The sequence below is a fragment of the Streptomyces sp. NPDC029836 genome (genome assembly GCF_055574495.1).
The window spans coordinates 239,582-254,791 of sequence record NZ_JBVHZI010000010.1 but is presented as its reverse complement, the minus strand read 5'-3'; the positions used below and the strand labels follow the sequence as shown (position 1 = coordinate 254,791).

Genomic DNA, 15,210 nt, shown 5'->3' with positions numbered 1-15,210 from the left:
GTTGGGCCGTCCCGGATCCCGGGCGTGGTGGGCGGGCCCGGGCGACTCCCGGGGCGGTGCGGCCGGTGCGGCCGATTCGGCCGGTGCAACCGGTGTGGCCGGTGCGGCGGATGGGACCGGTGCGGCGGCGGTGCCGGGTCGCGGGACCCGGCACGGACGACCTGCCTAGTCGGGCCGGCGGGCGATCTGCACGTTCTCCAGCACCCCGAGCGCGTCGGGCACCAGGATCGCGGCGGAGTAGTAGGTGGTGACCAGGTAGGAGATGATCGAGCGCTCGTCGATGCCCATGAACCGCACCGACAGGCCCGGCTCGTACTCCTCCGGCAGGCCGGTCTGGCGCAGGCCGATGACGCCCTGCTTGTCCTCGCCCGTGCGCATCACCAGGATCGAGCTGGTGTTGTCCTTGTTGATGGGGATCTTGCCGCAGGGCAGGATCGGGACTCCGCGCCAGGCCGGGACCTGCTGGCCGCCGAGGTCGACGTGGTCCGGGTAGAGGCCGCGGGCGTTGAACTCGCGCCCGATGGCCGCGATCGTCTTGGGGTGGGCCAGGAAGAAGCGTGAGCCGCGCCGGCGGCAGAGCAGTTCGTCGAGGTCGTCCGGGGTGGGCGGGCCGGAATGGGTCTGGATCCGCTGCTTGAGCGCGGCGTTGTGCAGGAGCCCGAACTCCCTGTTGTTGATCAGCTCGTACTCCTGGCGCTCGCGCAGCGCCTCGATGGTGAGCCTGAGCTGCTCCTCGGTCTGGTTCATCGGCTGGTTGTAGAGGTCGGCGACCCTTGAGTGGACGCGCAGCACCGTCTGGGCGATGGAGAGTTCGTACTCGCGCGGGTTCAGCTCGTAGTCGACGAACGCGCCGGGCAGTTCCGCTTCGCCTGTGTGGCCGGCGGACATCGCGATCTCGGCCTCGCCGTGGCGGTTCTGCCGTTGCAGCGGGAGGGTGCCGAACCGCTCGACGTGGGCCCGGAGGTTGGGCGCCGTGGACAGGACGGCCTCGAACTCGGCGCGGGTGAGGGTGAGGAGGGTGCCGGAGGTGGCGGCGGTGGCGGTGTGGTCCCACGTCGCGTCGGTGTCCAGCAGGGCGTTCTCGCCGAAGCGGTCGCCTTCGGCGAGGACGGCGACGGCGACTTCGTCACCGTACTTGCCGACGGAGGTCTGGTTGATCCGGCCGTGGGCGATCAGGTGGATCCGCTCGGCGGGCGTGCCCCGTTCGACCAGCACCTCGCCGGCGCGGAAGTCGCGCTGCACGCACCGGTCGGCCAGCGCGGTCAGCACGCCGACGTCGTCGAAGCCGCGCAGCAGGGCGAGTTCGCCGAGTTCGCGGGGGATGACCCGGACGCGGGCGCCGTCCTGGACGAACTCGACGCGCCCGTCGCCGACGGTGTAGCTGAGCCGACGGTTCACCCGGTACGTGCCGCCCTGGGTCTCCACCCAGGGGAGCATCTTCAGCAGCCAGCGGGAGCTGATCTCCTGCATCTGCGGGGCGGACTTCGTCGTGGTGGCGAGGTTCCGGGCAGCGGCCGTGCCGAGGCTGCGCTGCGGGGGCGGTTCCAGCTGCGCCTCGGGGCTGGTGTCCACGGTCATCGGACAGGTTCTCCTTCGTAGCGGTGGTGATCGGCGCACGTGTACGCCCCCGGTGGGAAACGAGGGGGCGAATATCCGGGCAATCCGTCCAGATCCGGAAGCACACTAACCACGGCGAAGGACGGTCGGCCCCACGATCCCGGGGCCATTACCTCAATGCGGTGATCTTGTCGGTTGGGGTGTTTGAAGCCCGTTCAGACGATATTCGGACACGCCAAATACCCTTTGCCGCAATTGACTTGGGACACTTCGACAGCAGGAACGATTAACCCGGGCCCTCCCGGGTGACGGTCCAACACATCCGTCCCGTCGCACCGGCCGGGTGCCCTCGTCCTCGTCACGATGTGCCGGGTGATCTTCCCGCACGTGATCGGTGGGCTCTCCGCACTGGCGCTCCTCGCGCCCACCGCCGCCCACCGCCGCCCACGGCCGCCCACGGCCGCCCACGCGGTCCCCCTCCCCTCCCCTCTGCTCCCGAACCGTCCGTACCCGGCACCGCCGCCGAGCAGGCCGTCGACCGGTCCTGTCCGGTCTGCGCCCGCAGCCGGGCCGGTTGCGGGACTTCTTCGCAGGCCTCCCCAAGGGCGGCGACCTGCACAACCACTTGGCCGGCGCCGTCTCCACCGAGTTCCTGATCGAACTCACCGCCGAGGACGGGCTGTGCGTCGTTACGGCCCCGAGCACCGCCGTACCGCCGCCCCGCCGGGCCGGCGGGCCGGCGGGCCGGCACCCGCCCGGCGTCCGACACCGTGACCGGAGCGGGCGGGGCCGCCACCACCGGCCCCCTCCGTCTGGCGCCCGCCGCGAGCCTCCCGCAGCATCGGATCATGGCCGACGGCGACGAGTGGGCGGGCCAGGTCGGACGGGAGGCCGCCGCCCGGCAGCTGCGCCGGGGCGTGGACGTCGTCCAGGACGTGAGCAGGCGCGGCGCCGAGCTGCCGTGGCGAACCCTGGTGATCTTCCTGGTGGTCGTCGCGGTGGTGTGCGGCGCGGGGATCGCCCTGTACTTCGACGAGCGCAACACCCGTCAGCAGACCGTGGTCGTCGGCCCCCAGCAGGCCGCGGACCGGATCGACGTCCACGCCGACGTCCAGCGCACCGACCCGGTGCTGCGCCAGATCACCCTGCGGGTCACCCTCACCCCGTTCGGCCGGTACGAGGGTCCCGACGGCTACCCCACCCAGGACCTCACCCTGTACGCCAACACCACCGGTGAGCAGGAACTCCAGTTCCCGGCGGGCAGCGGGCTCCGGGTGCGGGACATCCAGGTACCGCTCTCGAACGGCGCGTCCTCGGACTACCCGTTCGACAAGTACACGGCCGACTTCGCGTTCGCCGCGACGGCAGGCTCCCTGGACACCCGGGTGCCGGTCGTCCTGCGCCTGCACGACCAGGACCCGAACTTCGCGTACAAGAACGGCGACGGCTCCTACGAGGGGCAGGCGGTGTACCTGACCAGTGAGGTCAAACGTTCGCGCAGCACCTTCATCCTCGCCTGGTTCATGATCGCCGCCATGTGGGCGGTCGCCCTCGCGATCGTCACCGCCTGCTGGCTGGTGGTCGGCCAGCGGCGCGGGCTGCTCTGGCCGGCGCTCGGCTGGATGGCCGCCAGCCTCTTCGCCCTCGTCGGCCTGCGCAACGCGGCGCCGGGCTCGCCGCCCAACGGCTGTCTGCTCGACTACCTCGCGTTCTACTGGGCCGAGGCGCTGATCGTCCTCAGCCTCACGGTGCTCGTCTTCCACGGCATCCGCATCGAGCACGGCCTCGGCGGCCCGGTCACCGACCCCGGGCGGGCGGCGGTGTCCCGCCGGCGCCGGCCGCCCCGCAGGCGTACCGTCCCGGCGGGCCACCGCCGCCGCCGCTCCTGACGTCCGCGCCGCCCGGTGGTACGGGAGCGGACGCCGATGTCGACGGCCGGCACATGAGCACCCTGTTGCTCACCTTCCTGTTCCGCTGCATGCGGCCCCTCATCGAGGCCGGGCACGTGTACCTGTCCCGCCCCCCTCTACAAGATCAAGTGGAGTCGGGACGACATCCGGTACGCGTATTCCGACGGACACCGCGACAGCCTGCTGGACGACGGCCGGCAACACGGCGAGCGACTGCGCGACGACACCGTCCAGCGTTTCAAGGGGCCAACTGCTGCTGTGCCCGATGCGCCCCGAGCCGTGTCGCGCTCGGCGTGTTCAGCTGCCGAGGACCTCGCGGATGACGTGGCGGGCGTTGGCCGAGATGGTCGGATTGGTCGTCCGGTAGTACGGCAGCTGGATGACCGCCATGGACAGCGCCCAGCCCCGGCCGCGCGCCCACGTCGCGTCGTCCGCGTCCACCGCCTCGCGGTAGGCACGGCGCGCCGGGGCGGGCAGCAGGTTCCAGGCGGGGATGAGGTCGGTGGCCGGCTCGCCCAGGCCCACGGTGCCAAAGTCGATGACGGCCGAGAGCCGATCGCCCGCGAGCAGCAGGTTGCTCGGCATCAGGTCGGAGTGCGTCCAGCAGGCCGGACCCGTCCAGGGTGGTGCGGCGAGCGCGTCCTCCCAGGCCTCGGTGATCTCGTCGGCGTCGAAGGGTTCGTCGGTGCGCCGCAGGGCTTCGATCGCGGCCCGGACTTCCTCGTCCTCGGTGATCAGCGGCGCCCCCCGGTGCGCGGGTGGGCCATCGGGAAGGCCGACCTCGCGGAAGGCGACGGCGAACTCCGCGAGGTAACGGGCCACGGGGTCGGGCGCCGCCAGGTCGCCCTCGACGGGGTGGTGGCCGTCGATCCACCGGTACACGGCCCACGGCAGCGGATACCCCTCCCCAGGGGCGCCGGTCACCACCACCTCCGGGATCGGCAGCGGCAGCAGCGGCGCCAGCCGGGGCAACAGTCGCGCCTCCGTGGCGATGGCTTCGGCGCCGCCGGGACGCAGCGGCAGCCGGACGGTCAGGTCGTCGCCGAGCCGGTAGATCGCGTTGACGGTACCTCCGGAGGCGATCCGGGTGACCGAAAGGTCCGCCCACCGGGGGAACTGGGCGCGCAACAGCCGCCGGACCAGGTCTGCGTCGATGTCCGCTTCGTCTGCGTGCATCCTGCTCATGCGCGACCCCCGCCCGCCCGTCGATCCCGTTCCTGCTGTGATCGTCGCACGGGCGCGGCGGGGCCCGGAACGGGTTTTCCCCGTAGCCGGTGCTTACGTGGGGCCGGCCGAGCCGCGGTCGCCGGTCCGACCGGGCGGCGAGGGGCATCGCGTTCGCTCGTCGGCGGAGCTCGCCGTCCGGCTCGGACTGTGGCGTGGGAGGAACTGGCCGAGCCCTTCACGTTCGTCATCGACGCCGGCGGCGTACTGCGACCAGTCCGCCGACTACTGCCCGGACGTCGGCTCCTGGCGTGCCGTCGCGCAGGCCCTGGACTCCGCGGAATCGAGCACCCGTCCGGGTTCACCCATACCGTGGTGTTCCGTCGCTGTACGGCCTGCGGCCGGATCGGCATCGTGCGGGAGGATCACGTCGTCCGCGTCTTCTGCGACGCGGCGCTTCCCCACCAGTGGACCATCGAGACGGAGAACTCCCCATGGAACGCGTGATCGTCGCCGGGATCTCGGGATCCGGCAAGACCACGACGGCGACGGCGCTCGCCGGTCGCCTCGGGTTGCCGCGAACCGAACTGGACGGCCTGTACCACGGTCCGAAGTGGGTGAAGCGTCCAGAGTTCGAGGACGACGTGGCCCGGTTCACCGCGGAGCCCCGTTGGGTGTGCGAGGAACAGTACTTCTCCACGCTCGGCGGCCTGTTGTGGGACCGAGCGGACACCCTGGTCTGGCTCGACCTGCCCCGACGGACGGTGATGTGGCGGGTCGTCCGCCGATCGGTCCTCCGGGTGGTCACCCGACGTCGACTGTGGAACGGTAACCGCGAGACGCTCCGGGAGTTCCTGTTCGACCCCGAACATCCGATGCGCTGGGCCTGGACCCGGCATGCGGTGAGGCGTGCGGCCATCGGCGAACGACTCGCGGCCCATCCCCACCTCGTCTCCGTCCGACTGCGCAACCCCCGCGAGGTACGCCGCTGGCTCCGCGCCCTCTAGCCCGGCTCCGCACGATCGGTCGGTTCCCGGCCGAGGGTGGCGGGCCGGTCCGCACCGTGTCCCGCTGCTGGGGACCTACCGCGGGCCACTCCCACCGGAGCGACGGCGTCGGTAGCGGATGCCGACGAACAGACTGACAAGCGGCATCGAGGATCAGCACACTGACGGCATGCGATACGAGGAGAAGGCGAAGCTCACCCTGGTGAGAGCCCTGGTTCCGGTGGCCGTCGTGGCCGCCTCCCCCGTGCTGCTGACAGCCGGAGCCCCGATCCGCCGCCGCTACCTCCGCCACGTCTACCGCGATGAAGCCCCGCCCCTCCTGGACAAGGAACGGGGGCGCATCAGCGTCCACTGGTTCGTGGTCAACAGCCTGCTCTTCGCGTTTCTCTGCCGGCCCACGGAGGCACTCTCCCGACTCATCGCCCGTTGAACGGCATGCCGAGGTCGTTCCGGCCGTGGGGGGAGGCGCCGTCGGCGGCGGGCGGCGGTCACGGCGTCGGGAGCCAGCAGCCGTGCAGGCCGAGCGGGACGCGTACGGGGATGCGGGCGCGGGCCACCGGGCCGGAGGCGGGGTCCTCGGCGGGGATGACCAGGAACCAGCTCGACCCGTCGGTGCGGTCGGTGGCGAAGGTCAGCCAGTAGCCGTGCCCGTCGGAATCCTGGCTGGTGGGATCGTGACCGGTGGGATCGTGACCGGGGTCGGGGGCGAAGACCGGCTCGCCCACGGACAGGTTCCCGGCCGACCAGACGCGGGAGGTGCCGGTCTCGGTGTCGTACCAGCGCACGGCGTCGTACTCGCCGGTCAGCAGGTCGGTCCGACCGGTGCCGGTCGCCAGTGCGACGTGCCGGTGGCGACGTCCGATGCGGCGGTCGTCGATCCGGGGGAACTCCACCCGTGTATCGTCCAGCATGGTGCGGGCCATGCTGCCCGCGGCCGGGTCGATGCGCGCCCGTACGAGTCCCCCGCTCACGGGGTCCGACGCGTCCTCGGGGCCACCGCCGAGGAGCAGCCGGCTCCACTGCACGTAGTCGAGGATCACGGCGGCGTCCGCGTCCGGGCCGTCGTCGTAGGCGTTCACGGTGTGCCAGAGCCAGAAGGCCTCGTCGGTGGCCCAGCGCGGGGGTCCGCCGTCTCGGGGGATCAAGGCCACGCGGGTGCCCCGCTCCGGCCGCCAGGCCAGGAGGGAGCCGCCCGACAGGGCGGCTCCCAGGTCGAAGAAGGCGGGGGCGAGGACGAGGACGGCGTAGCGGGCGGTGAGGGCCATGTCGTGGATCATCATCGGTTCGTCCACCCCGTCGATCGGGGTGGGGCCACGGGTGACCGTCCCCTCACGGTCGATGACCGACCAGGTCAGGTAGGGCGGCTCCAGGCCGTAGCAGAAGACGACCATCTCGCCCGAGACCGGGTCGATCTTCGGGTGCGCGGTGATGCCGGCGGGCAGTGCCCCGGCGAAGTCCTCCTTGCCGAGCGTCTCCAGCTCCGTCCCCACCCGGTAGGGGCAGGCCGACTCGGCGAGCGCCAGCAGGCGTCCGCCGTGCCGGACGACGTTGATGTCGGGGAGGTCCCGGAAGGTACCGGCGAGTTCCGGGCCGACCTGGTCGACGTCCGGCGTGATCATCGATTCGAGGCCGCCCCACAGGGCGCGGCCCGCCCGCTCCTCGGCGAGCAGCGCCGGGGTGCGCACGAAGCGGTTCCGGTAGCGGGCCCTGCCTCCGGAGAGCCGGATGCCGTGCAGCATGCCGTCCCCGTCGATGGGATAGAGGTAGGAGCCGATCGGCGTGAACCGCGGATTGGGCCCGTTGCGCAGGTAGAGGCCGTCCAGGGCGGCCGGCAGTTCCCCGGTCACCTCCAGGTCGGCGACCTCGACCTCCTCGGTCACCGGCGTGAACGAACCCTGCAGGTGGGGCACCCGGGTGGGGTCGAAGCGGGGTGGTGTGTGCGTGTTCACGGGACCTCCCGGCATGCGCTCGTGGCCGGAGGGCTCCCTGCCCGCGGTGAGCCCTCCGCGGGCACGCTTGTGCGGCACCTTCCAGTGAAACGCCGGCCCGGCGCGGGCGCCACGCGACCGGACGCCGCGTCGGGGGCGGGAACGGCTCCGCTGCTCACGGGGTGGGGGAGCCCCGGGGAGGTGTGCCACGGCGGGCGACAAGTACGGTGAACTGTTCGGGCGTCATGTCCGGCCCCACGTAGGTACGGAGATCTTGCGCGGGCACGGAGCAACTCGTGCCCGAGCGGAGCACCTCGTGCGCGTACGGGCCGTCCGTCCGGGCGACCCGTCCCCCCACCAGGCCCATACGACCGAAGCGACCGAAGCGACCGAAGCGACTCATGACTGTGAACGACATGGACCGAGCCCCCATCGACGACACGCGCTTCGGCGCCGTCACCGTCCGCCAGGACGGTCAGGACCGCATCGAGGTCGCGGGCGACGTGATCCCCCGAGCGGTCCTGGAGCGTTCCCCCGCGAAGGATTCCCCCGCGACGGATTCTCCCGCGACGGAGGCCGACCCCCAGATCGCGATCGGCACCCGGGACCCGGCTCTCCTCACCCTGCGCGTCGACGGCCGCGAAGCCGAGCTAAGGCCGGCGAAGGGCGGACTGAGCCGGCGTTCGTACCGGGTGGACGTGACGTACGCCGGGGCCGTCTACCGGCTGGTCCCGGACTCCGTGCCCAGTAGCAGGCTGACCCGTGACGGCACGCACATCGGCGACTTCTCCTGCGACGGTGACGAGATGGTCATCGCGGAATGGCAGGAGGGCGCCGAGGTCCGGCCGGTCGACGCCTCGATCGGCTACCTGCTGGCGTCGGCGTTCGGTACGGGCGGTCAGCCGATGTGGATGATGATCGTCGACGGGGTCACCGACGCGCTCCCGTAGCCCGCGCCCGGGCCGGGAAGCGGCAGCAGCCGCAGCGGTTCAGTCCCCGTGGATGCTCGGGGTGCGCAGTGGGCCCGTCGGCGTGTGGGTCGGCTCCACCTGGCGGAGTTCCTGGAGGAGTTCGTACTGGCCGGCCAGGAGTTCGGTCAGGATGCGGCGTGCCGCGCGCAGCAGGTCGGCGACGTCCCCGCCCGCCAGCGCATAACTGACCGTGGCTCCGTCCCGTATGGAGACGACGATGCCGGACCGCCGCAGCACGGCCAACTGCTGGGAGAGGTTGGACGGTTCGATGTCGATCTCGGCGAGGAGTTCCCGTACGGGGACGGGACCGTTCTGCAGCAGTTCCAGCACACGGATGCGGACGGGGTGGCCCAGCATTCGGAAGAACTCGGCCTTCGCCTGGTACAGGGGTACCTGCATTCCCACGCATGCTCCCGCCGTGTGCGTGGAACGGTTCGTGCCGTTCCGGGGGTTCGGGGTCGGACAGCTGTCGGAACCCATCTTCCCGTTCCGTGGGCCCACGCATGTCTGAGGTTGACCGGTTTCAGATGTGTCGAGTTGAAGAATCTTGCAACTCGTGGGCATGCGTGGGCCCGTGAATCCGGGCTACAGCTCCAGCGCGGCCTCGATGCGCTTCAACTGGTGCCGGGCCATGGCGAGGTTGGAATTGCCCTTGTCCAGCACGACGTACAGGAAGAGGCCGTCCGTCCCCCGCCCCCTGAGCAGCCGGATCAAGTGGTACTGGCTGCCCAGCGTGATCAGCAGGTCCTCGATCTCGTCGCGGAGCCCCAGCATCTCCAGCGTGCGGACCTTCGCCCGGATCACATCGGTGTTGCCCGCCGCGGCAACGACCAGGTCAAGGTCCTTGCCGCCGCCGAGAGTTCCGAGTGCCATGCCGCTGGTGTAATCCACCAGCGCCGCCCCCAGCGCCCCTTCGATCGAGGTCATCGTCTCCTTCAAGGACACTTCCACGTTCGCCATCGGTCCAGCTCCCTCACGTGCCGTTCACCACCGGGGCCCGACACCCGCGTGCGCGAAGTCGGACCGATTTCGAAGGTCACGCTACTGAGGACGCCCGACGGTGGGCGGGGAATGACGAACATGGCGGAAACCGCTCCCCCTGCGGATCGGCTGCCCCATGTCCCCGTCGAGCGCGGCCCGTCGTCGGCGCGGAGACCCGCAAGTCCCCGATCGAGTGCTTCGGGGAGCCGTCCACTCGAACGTGTGAGTTCGGAATCCGGCGGTCCCGAGACGACCGCCCGGCGCCACATTTGCGCAATTCCGTTCGAAAAACTCGCCGCCGAGGGCCCGTTACGGTGCCCTGTGGTGAGGGGTCGTTCGAGTACCGCTCGGTTCCGCGTCAACCAGGGAGGACCCATGCAGACAGCGTTCAGCCGCCGCCCCAGGGGTGGGGGAATCGCACAGGATGCCGCCGCACCCGCCTCCACCGACCCCGGGACCGGACGGTGAGCGGCCGTGAGCGCTACGCGCTGACGGTCGACGTCCATCTGATCCTGGCCCGCGACGCAGCGACCGGTCCGGAAGTGCTGCTGTCCCGGCGGGCCGGCCCGGTGTACGCCTCCGGGTTGTGGCACCTGCCGTCGGGGCATCTGGACGGGCCGCACGAGGACGTGGTCGAAGGCGTCGTCCGGGAGGCCGCCGAGGAGACGGGCGTCGTCATCGACCGGCAGGACGTGGCCCTCGCCGCCACGGTGCACCACCGGAGCCCGCACGGCCGCGCCCGGATCGGGTTCTTCTTCGAGGTCCGGAACTTCACGGGCGAGCCGGCCATCATGGAGCCCGCCCTGTGCGACGCGATGGGCTGGTACTCCCTCGGCGCGCTGCCCGCGCCGATGGTGGCGTACTGCCGCGCCGGGCTGGAGGCCTATCGCGACGGCCGTCCGGGCGCCGTCCACTTCCAGCGACCCGGCGACCCGGTCCCCCACGACGGCGACGGTCCGGTACGCACCCGGCTCCTGAAGGGACCCCGCGCACGAGCGGTCACCGACCCCGCCCGGACAGCGCGCAGCGGCTTCCCCGGGGGTCGGTAGCGTGGCCCGCGGGCTCGTGGGAAGCACGGAGACCCGGCTCGTGGTCGTGCGGGGGAACTCGGCCTCGGGCAAATCCTCGGTGGCGGCCGGAATCCGCGACCGGTTCGGCCGTGGTGTGGCCCTCGTCGGCCAGGACAACCTGCGGCGGATCGTGCTGAAGGAGCGCGACGTGCCCGGCGGCGCCAACATCGGGCTGATCGACACGGTCGCCCGCTACGCGCTGGACGCGGGCTACCACGTGGTGATCGAGGGCATCCTGTACGCCGACCGGTACGGCGACGTGCTGACCGACCTGCTCGACGACCATCGCGGGCTCTCGCGCTGCTACTACCTCGACATCCCGATCGAGGAGACGCTGACCCGACACGGTACGAAGGTCGACCTCGCCTACCGGGCCCAGGTCACCGAGCGCGAGCTGCGCAGCTGGTACCGCGAGCGCGACCTGCTCCCGGGCGCTCCGGAAACCGTCATCGGAACGGACAGCGCCCTCTCCGACACGATCGACCGCATCATGAACGACACCGGGCTCGCTGCCCCTTGGTGCCCGGTACCACTCGCGCACGGCGGCCCCGACGCGGGTTCCGACGCCGGTTCCGGTTCGGCCGTGGTGGCGCCCACCGCGATCCCGCACCTGCCCGTTCCGCTCCCGAAGAATCGAGAGGACCCGTCCGCCGTGCCCTGCCCCGATGTCCTCGCGGTGTACGCCCATCCCGACGACGAGTCCCTGTCCGCCGGCGGGATCCTCGCCCGGCACGCCGCGGCGGGAGCCCGTACCGGCGTCGTGACGGCCACCTGGGCCCCCGACAGCCACCGCGCCGGTGAACTCGCCGACGCACTGCGCCTCCTCGGGGCCGGGGAGCCCCGCATGCTCGGCTACGCCGACCACCGGGTCCCGGAGTCCGCCCCCGGGCGACCACGCTGGTGCGACGCGCCGCTCGACGAGACGGTCGGGCGGGTCGTCGCCCACGTACGCGCCTTCCGGCCGGGCATCGTGGTCACCCACGACGCCCACGGTTCCTCCGGCCACCCGGACCACGTCCACACCCACCGCGTGACCCTGCTGGCCGTGCACGCCGCCGGACTCGAAGGGTTCCTGCCCGAGGCCGGTCCCCCGTGGCGGCCGAGCGCCCTTTACCTCTCCTCGCATCCCCGCTCGGCCTCGGGCGAACTGGCCGAACTGCTCGGCGGGGCCGGCAAGCGGCTGCACACCGTGCCGGACGACACGCTCGACGCGAGCGTCGACGTCCGGCCGTGGGTCGAGCAGAAGTGGGCCGCGATCCGGGCGCACCGCTCCGAGGCGGCCCGGGCGGGCTCGCTGCCCGCGCTCCTGTCCGTGGTGCCGGAGGCGACGCGGGAACGGATCCTGGGGACGGAGTGGTTCCTCCGGCTCGACCTCACCGCCCGCTCCGGCGATCCGAAGGCGCTGAACGGCTGAGCGCCCGGCTCCGTACCCGGTACCGGGACCCGGGCGTGGAGCCCGACCCCCGAGCTACACGGCCTCGTCACCGGCTCGGATCGCCCCCCGTTCCGAGCCCAGGATCGGGCCCGATCCGCGTCCGTCCGAGATGCGGTTTTGCATGACCATGCATTATTGCGCATACTCTTCCCATGTCTAAGGTTCTCACCTCCCTTCCCGCCGGCGAGCGCGTCGGCATCGCCTTCTCCGGCGGCCTCGACACCTCCGTCGCGGTCGCTTGGATGCGCGACAAGGGCGCCATCCCGTGCACCTACACCGCCGACATCGGCCAGTACGACGAGCCCGACATCGCCTCGGTGCCCGGCCGCGCGCAGACCTACGGCGCCGAGGTCGCGCGCCTGGTCGACTGCCGGGCGGCGCTCGTGGAAGAGGGGCTGGCCGCGCTGACGTGCGGAGCGTTCCACATCCGCTCGGGCGGGCGCGCCTACTTCAACACCACGCCGCTGGGCCGCGCCGTCACGGGGACCCTCCTCGTCCGGGCGATGCTCGAGGACGACGTCCAGATCTGGGGCGACGGCTCGACCTTCAAGGGCAACGACATCGAGCGGTTCTACCGCTACGGCCTGCTCGCCAACCCGCACCTGCGCATCTACAAGCCGTGGCTCGACGCCGACTTCGTGACCGAGCTCGGTGGCCGCAAGGAGATGTCGGAGTGGCTGCTGGCCCACGACCTCCCCTACCGCGACAGCGCGGAGAAGGCGTACTCCACCGACGCCAACATCTGGGGAGCCACCCACGAGGCCAAGACCCTCGAACACCTGGACACCGGTGTGGAGACCGTCCAGCCGATCATGGGCGTCCGGTTCTGGGACCCCTCGGTCGAGATCGCCACCGAGGACGTGACCATCGGCTTCAACCAGGGCCGTCCGGTGACGATCAACGGCAAGACCTTCGGCTCGCCCGTCGACCTGGTGATGGAAGCGAACGCCATCGGCGGCCGGCACGGCATGGGCATGTCGGACCAGATCGAGAACCGGATCATCGAGGCCAAGAGCCGGGGCATCTACGAGGCCCCCGGCATGGCCCTGCTGCACACGGCGTACGAGCGTCTCGTCAACGCGATCCACAACGAGGACACCCTCGCCCAGTACTACAACGAGGGCCGGCGCCTCGGTCGCCTCATGTACGAGGGCCGCTGGCTGGACCCGCAGGCGCTGATGGTCCGCGAGTCGCTGCAGCGCTGGGTCGGCGCGGCCGTCACCGGCGAGGTCACGCTGCGGCTGCGGCGCGGTGAGGACTACTCGCTGCTCGACACCACGGGCCCGGCCTTCAGCTACCACCCGGACAAGCTGTCCATGGAGCGCACCGAGGACTCGGCGTTCGGCCCGGTGGACCGGATCGGCCAGCTCACCATGCGCAACCTCGACATCGCGGACTCGCGCGCCAAGCTGGAGCAGTACGCCGTCCTCGGCCTGATCGGCAGCGACAACCCGGCGATCGGCGCCGCCCAGGCGGCCGCGACCGGGCTCATCGGCAGCCTCCAGGAGGGCGGCGCCGAGGCGATCGCCTCGCGCGGCGAGGTGTCGGCCGACGAGGAAGTGCTGGACCGCGCCGCGATGGAGTCCGGCACGGACTAGCCCGGAACACCGGGCGAACGGCTCGGTACTCCCAGGGACGCACCACAGGAGGGGCCGTCCCGGCGTCCACGGCGTCGGGAGGGCCCTTCCTGTCGTACGGAGCCCGGCGGCCAGGGGGCGGCCCGGGGTGCGATCAACCCCGGGCGGGGGTGCGATGGAAGCCCGGCGCCGAACCGTCGCCCCCGATCGGCGGTCCGCGACCGGCCGGCGATCGGCGACCTCCGGTCGCCGGAGATCGGCGGTGATCACCGTGTACGAGTCCTCCGGAGCCCTCCACCGACGTCCCGCGCGCCGTCGCCGGGGCACGCGGCGGCGGGCGGGGCCGATGCGCGCTCCCGGCGCCGCGTGGCCGGGCCTCGTCCTCGCCTTCGCCCTGGCCCTGGCCCTCGCACTCGCCCCCGCGAGCCTGGCGGCCCCCGCCGACCGGTGCAGCCCCGGCTGGGTCTGCGGCTGGACGGATCCCGGCTGGACGGGTGTGGTGAGCCTCGTGGCGAACGACATGCGGCGCTACCCCGAGACGACCGCGTACGTGGGGTTCAACGGCGGCTCGTCGGTGTGGAACGGCGGCAGGACGTGGCGTGCCGACGGCCGGCTCTGGGGGCGCTGCGTCACCGTGTACAGCGGCGTCGACTACTCGGGTCGGCACCTGACCATCCGTCCCGGTCAGGGGGTGTCCCAGCTCCCGGCGGACTTCGGAAACATCCGTTCCGGCCGGTTCCACGTCTGCAGGATGTCCTGAACCCCGCCCACGCCCGGCACCGGCCGGCCGGCCCCGCCGCTACCGGACCGGGAAGGTGAAGTGGTAGCCCTGGGCGGAGAGCCAGGGGAGGTACTGGCGCAGGGCGGCGACGGTTTCGCTGCGGTCCCCGCCCCCGTCGTGGAACAGCACGGTGGGCTGGGCGGGCAGGCCCTCCTCCACGGCCGCGACGATGGCGTCGAGGCCGGGCTTGCTCCAGTCCTTGGGGTCGACGGTCCAGCCGAGGGGCCGCATGCCGTTCGCGGCGGCGATCGCCCGGCTCTGGGGGGTGAAGGCTCCGCCCGGCGCCCGGTAGTAGTCGACCGAGGCCCCGGGAGCCGCCGTCTCGATCATCTTCTTGCCGTCGAGGATCTGGCGCCTCTGGTAGTCGACGGGCTTGTGGTCCATCGTCACGTCGTGGTCCACGGAGTGGTCGCAGAGCCGGTGCCCGGCGGCGGCGACCTGCCGGACCAGGTCGGGGTGCGCCCGGGCCTGCGTACCGATCATGCAGAAGGTGGCCTTGACGTTGTTCTCCTTCAGCACCTCCAGCACTTGCGGGGTCCAGCGCGGGTCCGGGCCGTCGTCGATCGTGATCGCGATGTCACGGCCGGCTCCCTCGGCGAGCCGGGATATCCCGGCCGGCGTCTGCGCGGGCTCCGCCCCGGGTGCCTGCGGCTGCGCCTGTACGGAACCGGAACCGGGTGCCTCCGGTGCCTGGTCCGGGGTGCCGGTGCCGGCGGCGAGGGCCGGTGCGCCGGCCGCGGCCAACAGGCCGAGGACGGCTGCCGTCACGGTGATGCCCGTACGACGGCGACGGCTTCCGGAGGTGGTGCTGCCCATGGATGTGCTCTTC

General features: G+C 71.9%; 14 protein-coding genes and 2 pseudogenes. 10 read left to right on the top strand and 6 right to left on the bottom strand.

The window, feature by feature from the left end:
- Positions 1-165: 165 nt before the first annotated feature.
- Entirely contained in the window at positions 166-1,578 is a 1,413-nt protein-coding gene (locus tag ACZ4XJ_RS27090) for a family 2B encapsulin nanocompartment shell protein (RefSeq protein WP_468497697.1), read from the bottom strand.
- An 827-nt stretch (positions 1,579-2,405) separates the two neighbouring features.
- Between ACZ4XJ_RS27090 and ACZ4XJ_RS27085 the strand changes: the two genes are divergently transcribed.
- Positions 2,406-3,446, top strand: a complete 1,041-nt coding sequence (locus ACZ4XJ_RS27085; protein WP_362881175.1) for a DUF4436 family protein — start codon at positions 2,406-2,408, stop codon at positions 3,444-3,446.
- A 26-nt stretch (positions 3,447-3,472) separates the two neighbouring features.
- Positions 3,473-3,713, top strand: a pseudogene (locus ACZ4XJ_RS27080) (DNA topoisomerase IV subunit B); the annotation flags it as partial.
- 51 nt (positions 3,714-3,764) lie between these two features.
- Here ACZ4XJ_RS27080 and ACZ4XJ_RS27075 read toward each other — a convergent pair.
- Positions 3,765-4,643, bottom strand: coding sequence for an aminoglycoside phosphotransferase family protein (locus ACZ4XJ_RS27075; RefSeq protein WP_468497696.1), 879 nt, complete (start codon positions 4,641-4,643; stop codon positions 3,765-3,767).
- 482 nt (positions 4,644-5,125) lie between these two features.
- On the opposite strand from ACZ4XJ_RS27075, the gene ACZ4XJ_RS27070 reads away from it, so the two are divergent.
- Together ACZ4XJ_RS27070 and ACZ4XJ_RS27065 are read left to right on the top strand one after the other, a co-directional pair.
- Positions 5,126-5,638: a P-loop NTPase family protein gene (locus ACZ4XJ_RS27070; RefSeq protein WP_468497695.1), complete on the top strand. Its 513-nt coding sequence runs from the start codon at positions 5,126-5,128 to the stop codon at positions 5,636-5,638.
- 169 nt (positions 5,639-5,807) lie between these two features.
- Complete coding sequence (locus ACZ4XJ_RS27065; protein WP_362881171.1) at positions 5,808-6,068, top strand: hypothetical protein; 261 nt, start codon at positions 5,808-5,810, stop codon at positions 6,066-6,068.
- Positions 6,069-6,126: 58 nt separating this feature from the next.
- Here the strand turns inward: ACZ4XJ_RS27065 and ACZ4XJ_RS27060 are convergent, their stop codons facing one another.
- Entirely contained in the window at positions 6,127-7,587 is a 1,461-nt protein-coding gene (locus ACZ4XJ_RS27060) for a carotenoid oxygenase family protein (protein WP_468497694.1), read from the bottom strand.
- 395 nt (positions 7,588-7,982) lie between these two features.
- On the opposite strand from ACZ4XJ_RS27060, the gene ACZ4XJ_RS27055 reads away from it, so the two are divergent.
- Positions 7,983-8,516, top strand: a complete 534-nt coding sequence (locus ACZ4XJ_RS27055; protein ID WP_468497693.1) for a hypothetical protein — start codon at positions 7,983-7,985, stop codon at positions 8,514-8,516.
- Positions 8,517-8,555: 39 nt separating this feature from the next.
- Here the strand turns inward: ACZ4XJ_RS27055 and ACZ4XJ_RS27050 are convergent, their stop codons facing one another.
- Positions 8,556-8,936 (bottom strand): ArsR/SmtB family transcription factor, encoded by a 381-nt coding sequence (locus tag ACZ4XJ_RS27050; protein ID WP_468497692.1) that lies wholly within the window; start codon positions 8,934-8,936, stop codon positions 8,556-8,558.
- 186 nt (positions 8,937-9,122) lie between these two features.
- On the bottom strand, positions 9,123-9,497 hold the full coding sequence (locus ACZ4XJ_RS27045) for a hypothetical protein (RefSeq protein WP_362881164.1): 375 nt from the start codon (positions 9,495-9,497) through the stop codon (positions 9,123-9,125).
- Positions 9,498-9,982: 485 nt separating this feature from the next.
- Here ACZ4XJ_RS27045 and ACZ4XJ_RS27040 point away from each other — a divergent pair, with 485 nt between their 5' ends.
- The 5 genes and pseudogenes from ACZ4XJ_RS27040 (at position 9,983) to ACZ4XJ_RS27020 (ending at position 14,360) form a co-directional block, all read left to right on the top strand.
- Positions 9,983-10,567 (top strand): NUDIX hydrolase, encoded by a 585-nt coding sequence (locus ACZ4XJ_RS27040; protein WP_468497691.1) that lies wholly within the window; start codon positions 9,983-9,985, stop codon positions 10,565-10,567.
- 16 nt (positions 10,568-10,583) lie between these two features.
- Positions 10,584-11,099: pseudogene (locus ACZ4XJ_RS27035) on the top strand (P-loop NTPase family protein); the annotation flags it as partial.
- Entirely contained in the window at positions 11,079-12,002 is a 924-nt protein-coding gene (locus tag ACZ4XJ_RS27030) for a PIG-L deacetylase family protein (protein ID WP_468497728.1), read from the top strand. The pseudogene ACZ4XJ_RS27035 and the gene ACZ4XJ_RS27030, both read left to right, overlap by 21 nt.
- 173 nt (positions 12,003-12,175) lie before the next feature.
- Positions 12,176-13,621 (top strand): argininosuccinate synthase, encoded by a 1,446-nt coding sequence (gene argG, locus ACZ4XJ_RS27025; protein ID WP_362881161.1) that lies wholly within the window; start codon positions 12,176-12,178, stop codon positions 13,619-13,621.
- Positions 13,622-13,946: 325 nt separating this feature from the next.
- Complete coding sequence (locus tag ACZ4XJ_RS27020) at positions 13,947-14,360, top strand: peptidase inhibitor family I36 protein (RefSeq protein ID WP_468497690.1); 414 nt, start codon at positions 13,947-13,949, stop codon at positions 14,358-14,360.
- Between the two features lie 39 nt (positions 14,361-14,399).
- Here ACZ4XJ_RS27020 and ACZ4XJ_RS27015 read toward each other — a convergent pair whose 3' ends face one another.
- Positions 14,400-15,197 carry a polysaccharide deacetylase family protein gene (locus ACZ4XJ_RS27015; RefSeq protein ID WP_468497689.1) on the bottom strand — a complete coding sequence of 266 codons (798 nt, stop codon included), beginning with the start codon at positions 15,195-15,197 and terminating at the stop codon, positions 14,400-14,402.
- Positions 15,198-15,210: the final 13 nt, after the last annotated feature.

Excerpts from the sequence above, each read along its gene's own strand:
- ACZ4XJ_RS27090 (WP_468497697.1), bottom strand. The coding sequence starts at position 1,578 with ATGACCGTGGACACCAGCCCCGAGGCGCAGCTGGAACCGCCCCCGCAG.
- ACZ4XJ_RS27085 (WP_362881175.1), top strand. The coding sequence starts at position 2,406 with ATGGCCGACGGCGACGAGTGGGCGGGCCAGGTCGGACGGGAGGCCGCC.
- ACZ4XJ_RS27075 (WP_468497696.1), bottom strand. The coding sequence starts at position 4,643 with ATGCACGCAGACGAAGCGGACATCGACGCAGACCTGGTCCGGCGGCTG.
- ACZ4XJ_RS27070 (WP_468497695.1), top strand. The coding sequence starts at position 5,126 with ATGGAACGCGTGATCGTCGCCGGGATCTCGGGATCCGGCAAGACCACG.
- ACZ4XJ_RS27065 (WP_362881171.1), top strand. The coding sequence starts at position 5,808 with ATGCGATACGAGGAGAAGGCGAAGCTCACCCTGGTGAGAGCCCTGGTT.
- ACZ4XJ_RS27055 (WP_468497693.1), top strand. The coding sequence starts at position 7,983 with ATGGACCGAGCCCCCATCGACGACACGCGCTTCGGCGCCGTCACCGTC.
- ACZ4XJ_RS27050 (WP_468497692.1), bottom strand. The coding sequence starts at position 8,936 with ATGCAGGTACCCCTGTACCAGGCGAAGGCCGAGTTCTTCCGAATGCTG.
- ACZ4XJ_RS27045 (WP_362881164.1), bottom strand. The coding sequence starts at position 9,497 with ATGGCGAACGTGGAAGTGTCCTTGAAGGAGACGATGACCTCGATCGAA.
- ACZ4XJ_RS27030 (WP_468497728.1), top strand. The coding sequence starts at position 11,079 with ATGAACGACACCGGGCTCGCTGCCCCTTGGTGCCCGGTACCACTCGCG.
- argG (WP_362881161.1), top strand. The coding sequence starts at position 12,176 with ATGTCTAAGGTTCTCACCTCCCTTCCCGCCGGCGAGCGCGTCGGCATC.
- ACZ4XJ_RS27020 (WP_468497690.1), top strand. The coding sequence starts at position 13,947 with ATGCGCGCTCCCGGCGCCGCGTGGCCGGGCCTCGTCCTCGCCTTCGCC.
- ACZ4XJ_RS27015 (WP_468497689.1), bottom strand. The coding sequence starts at position 15,197 with ATGGGCAGCACCACCTCCGGAAGCCGTCGCCGTCGTACGGGCATCACC.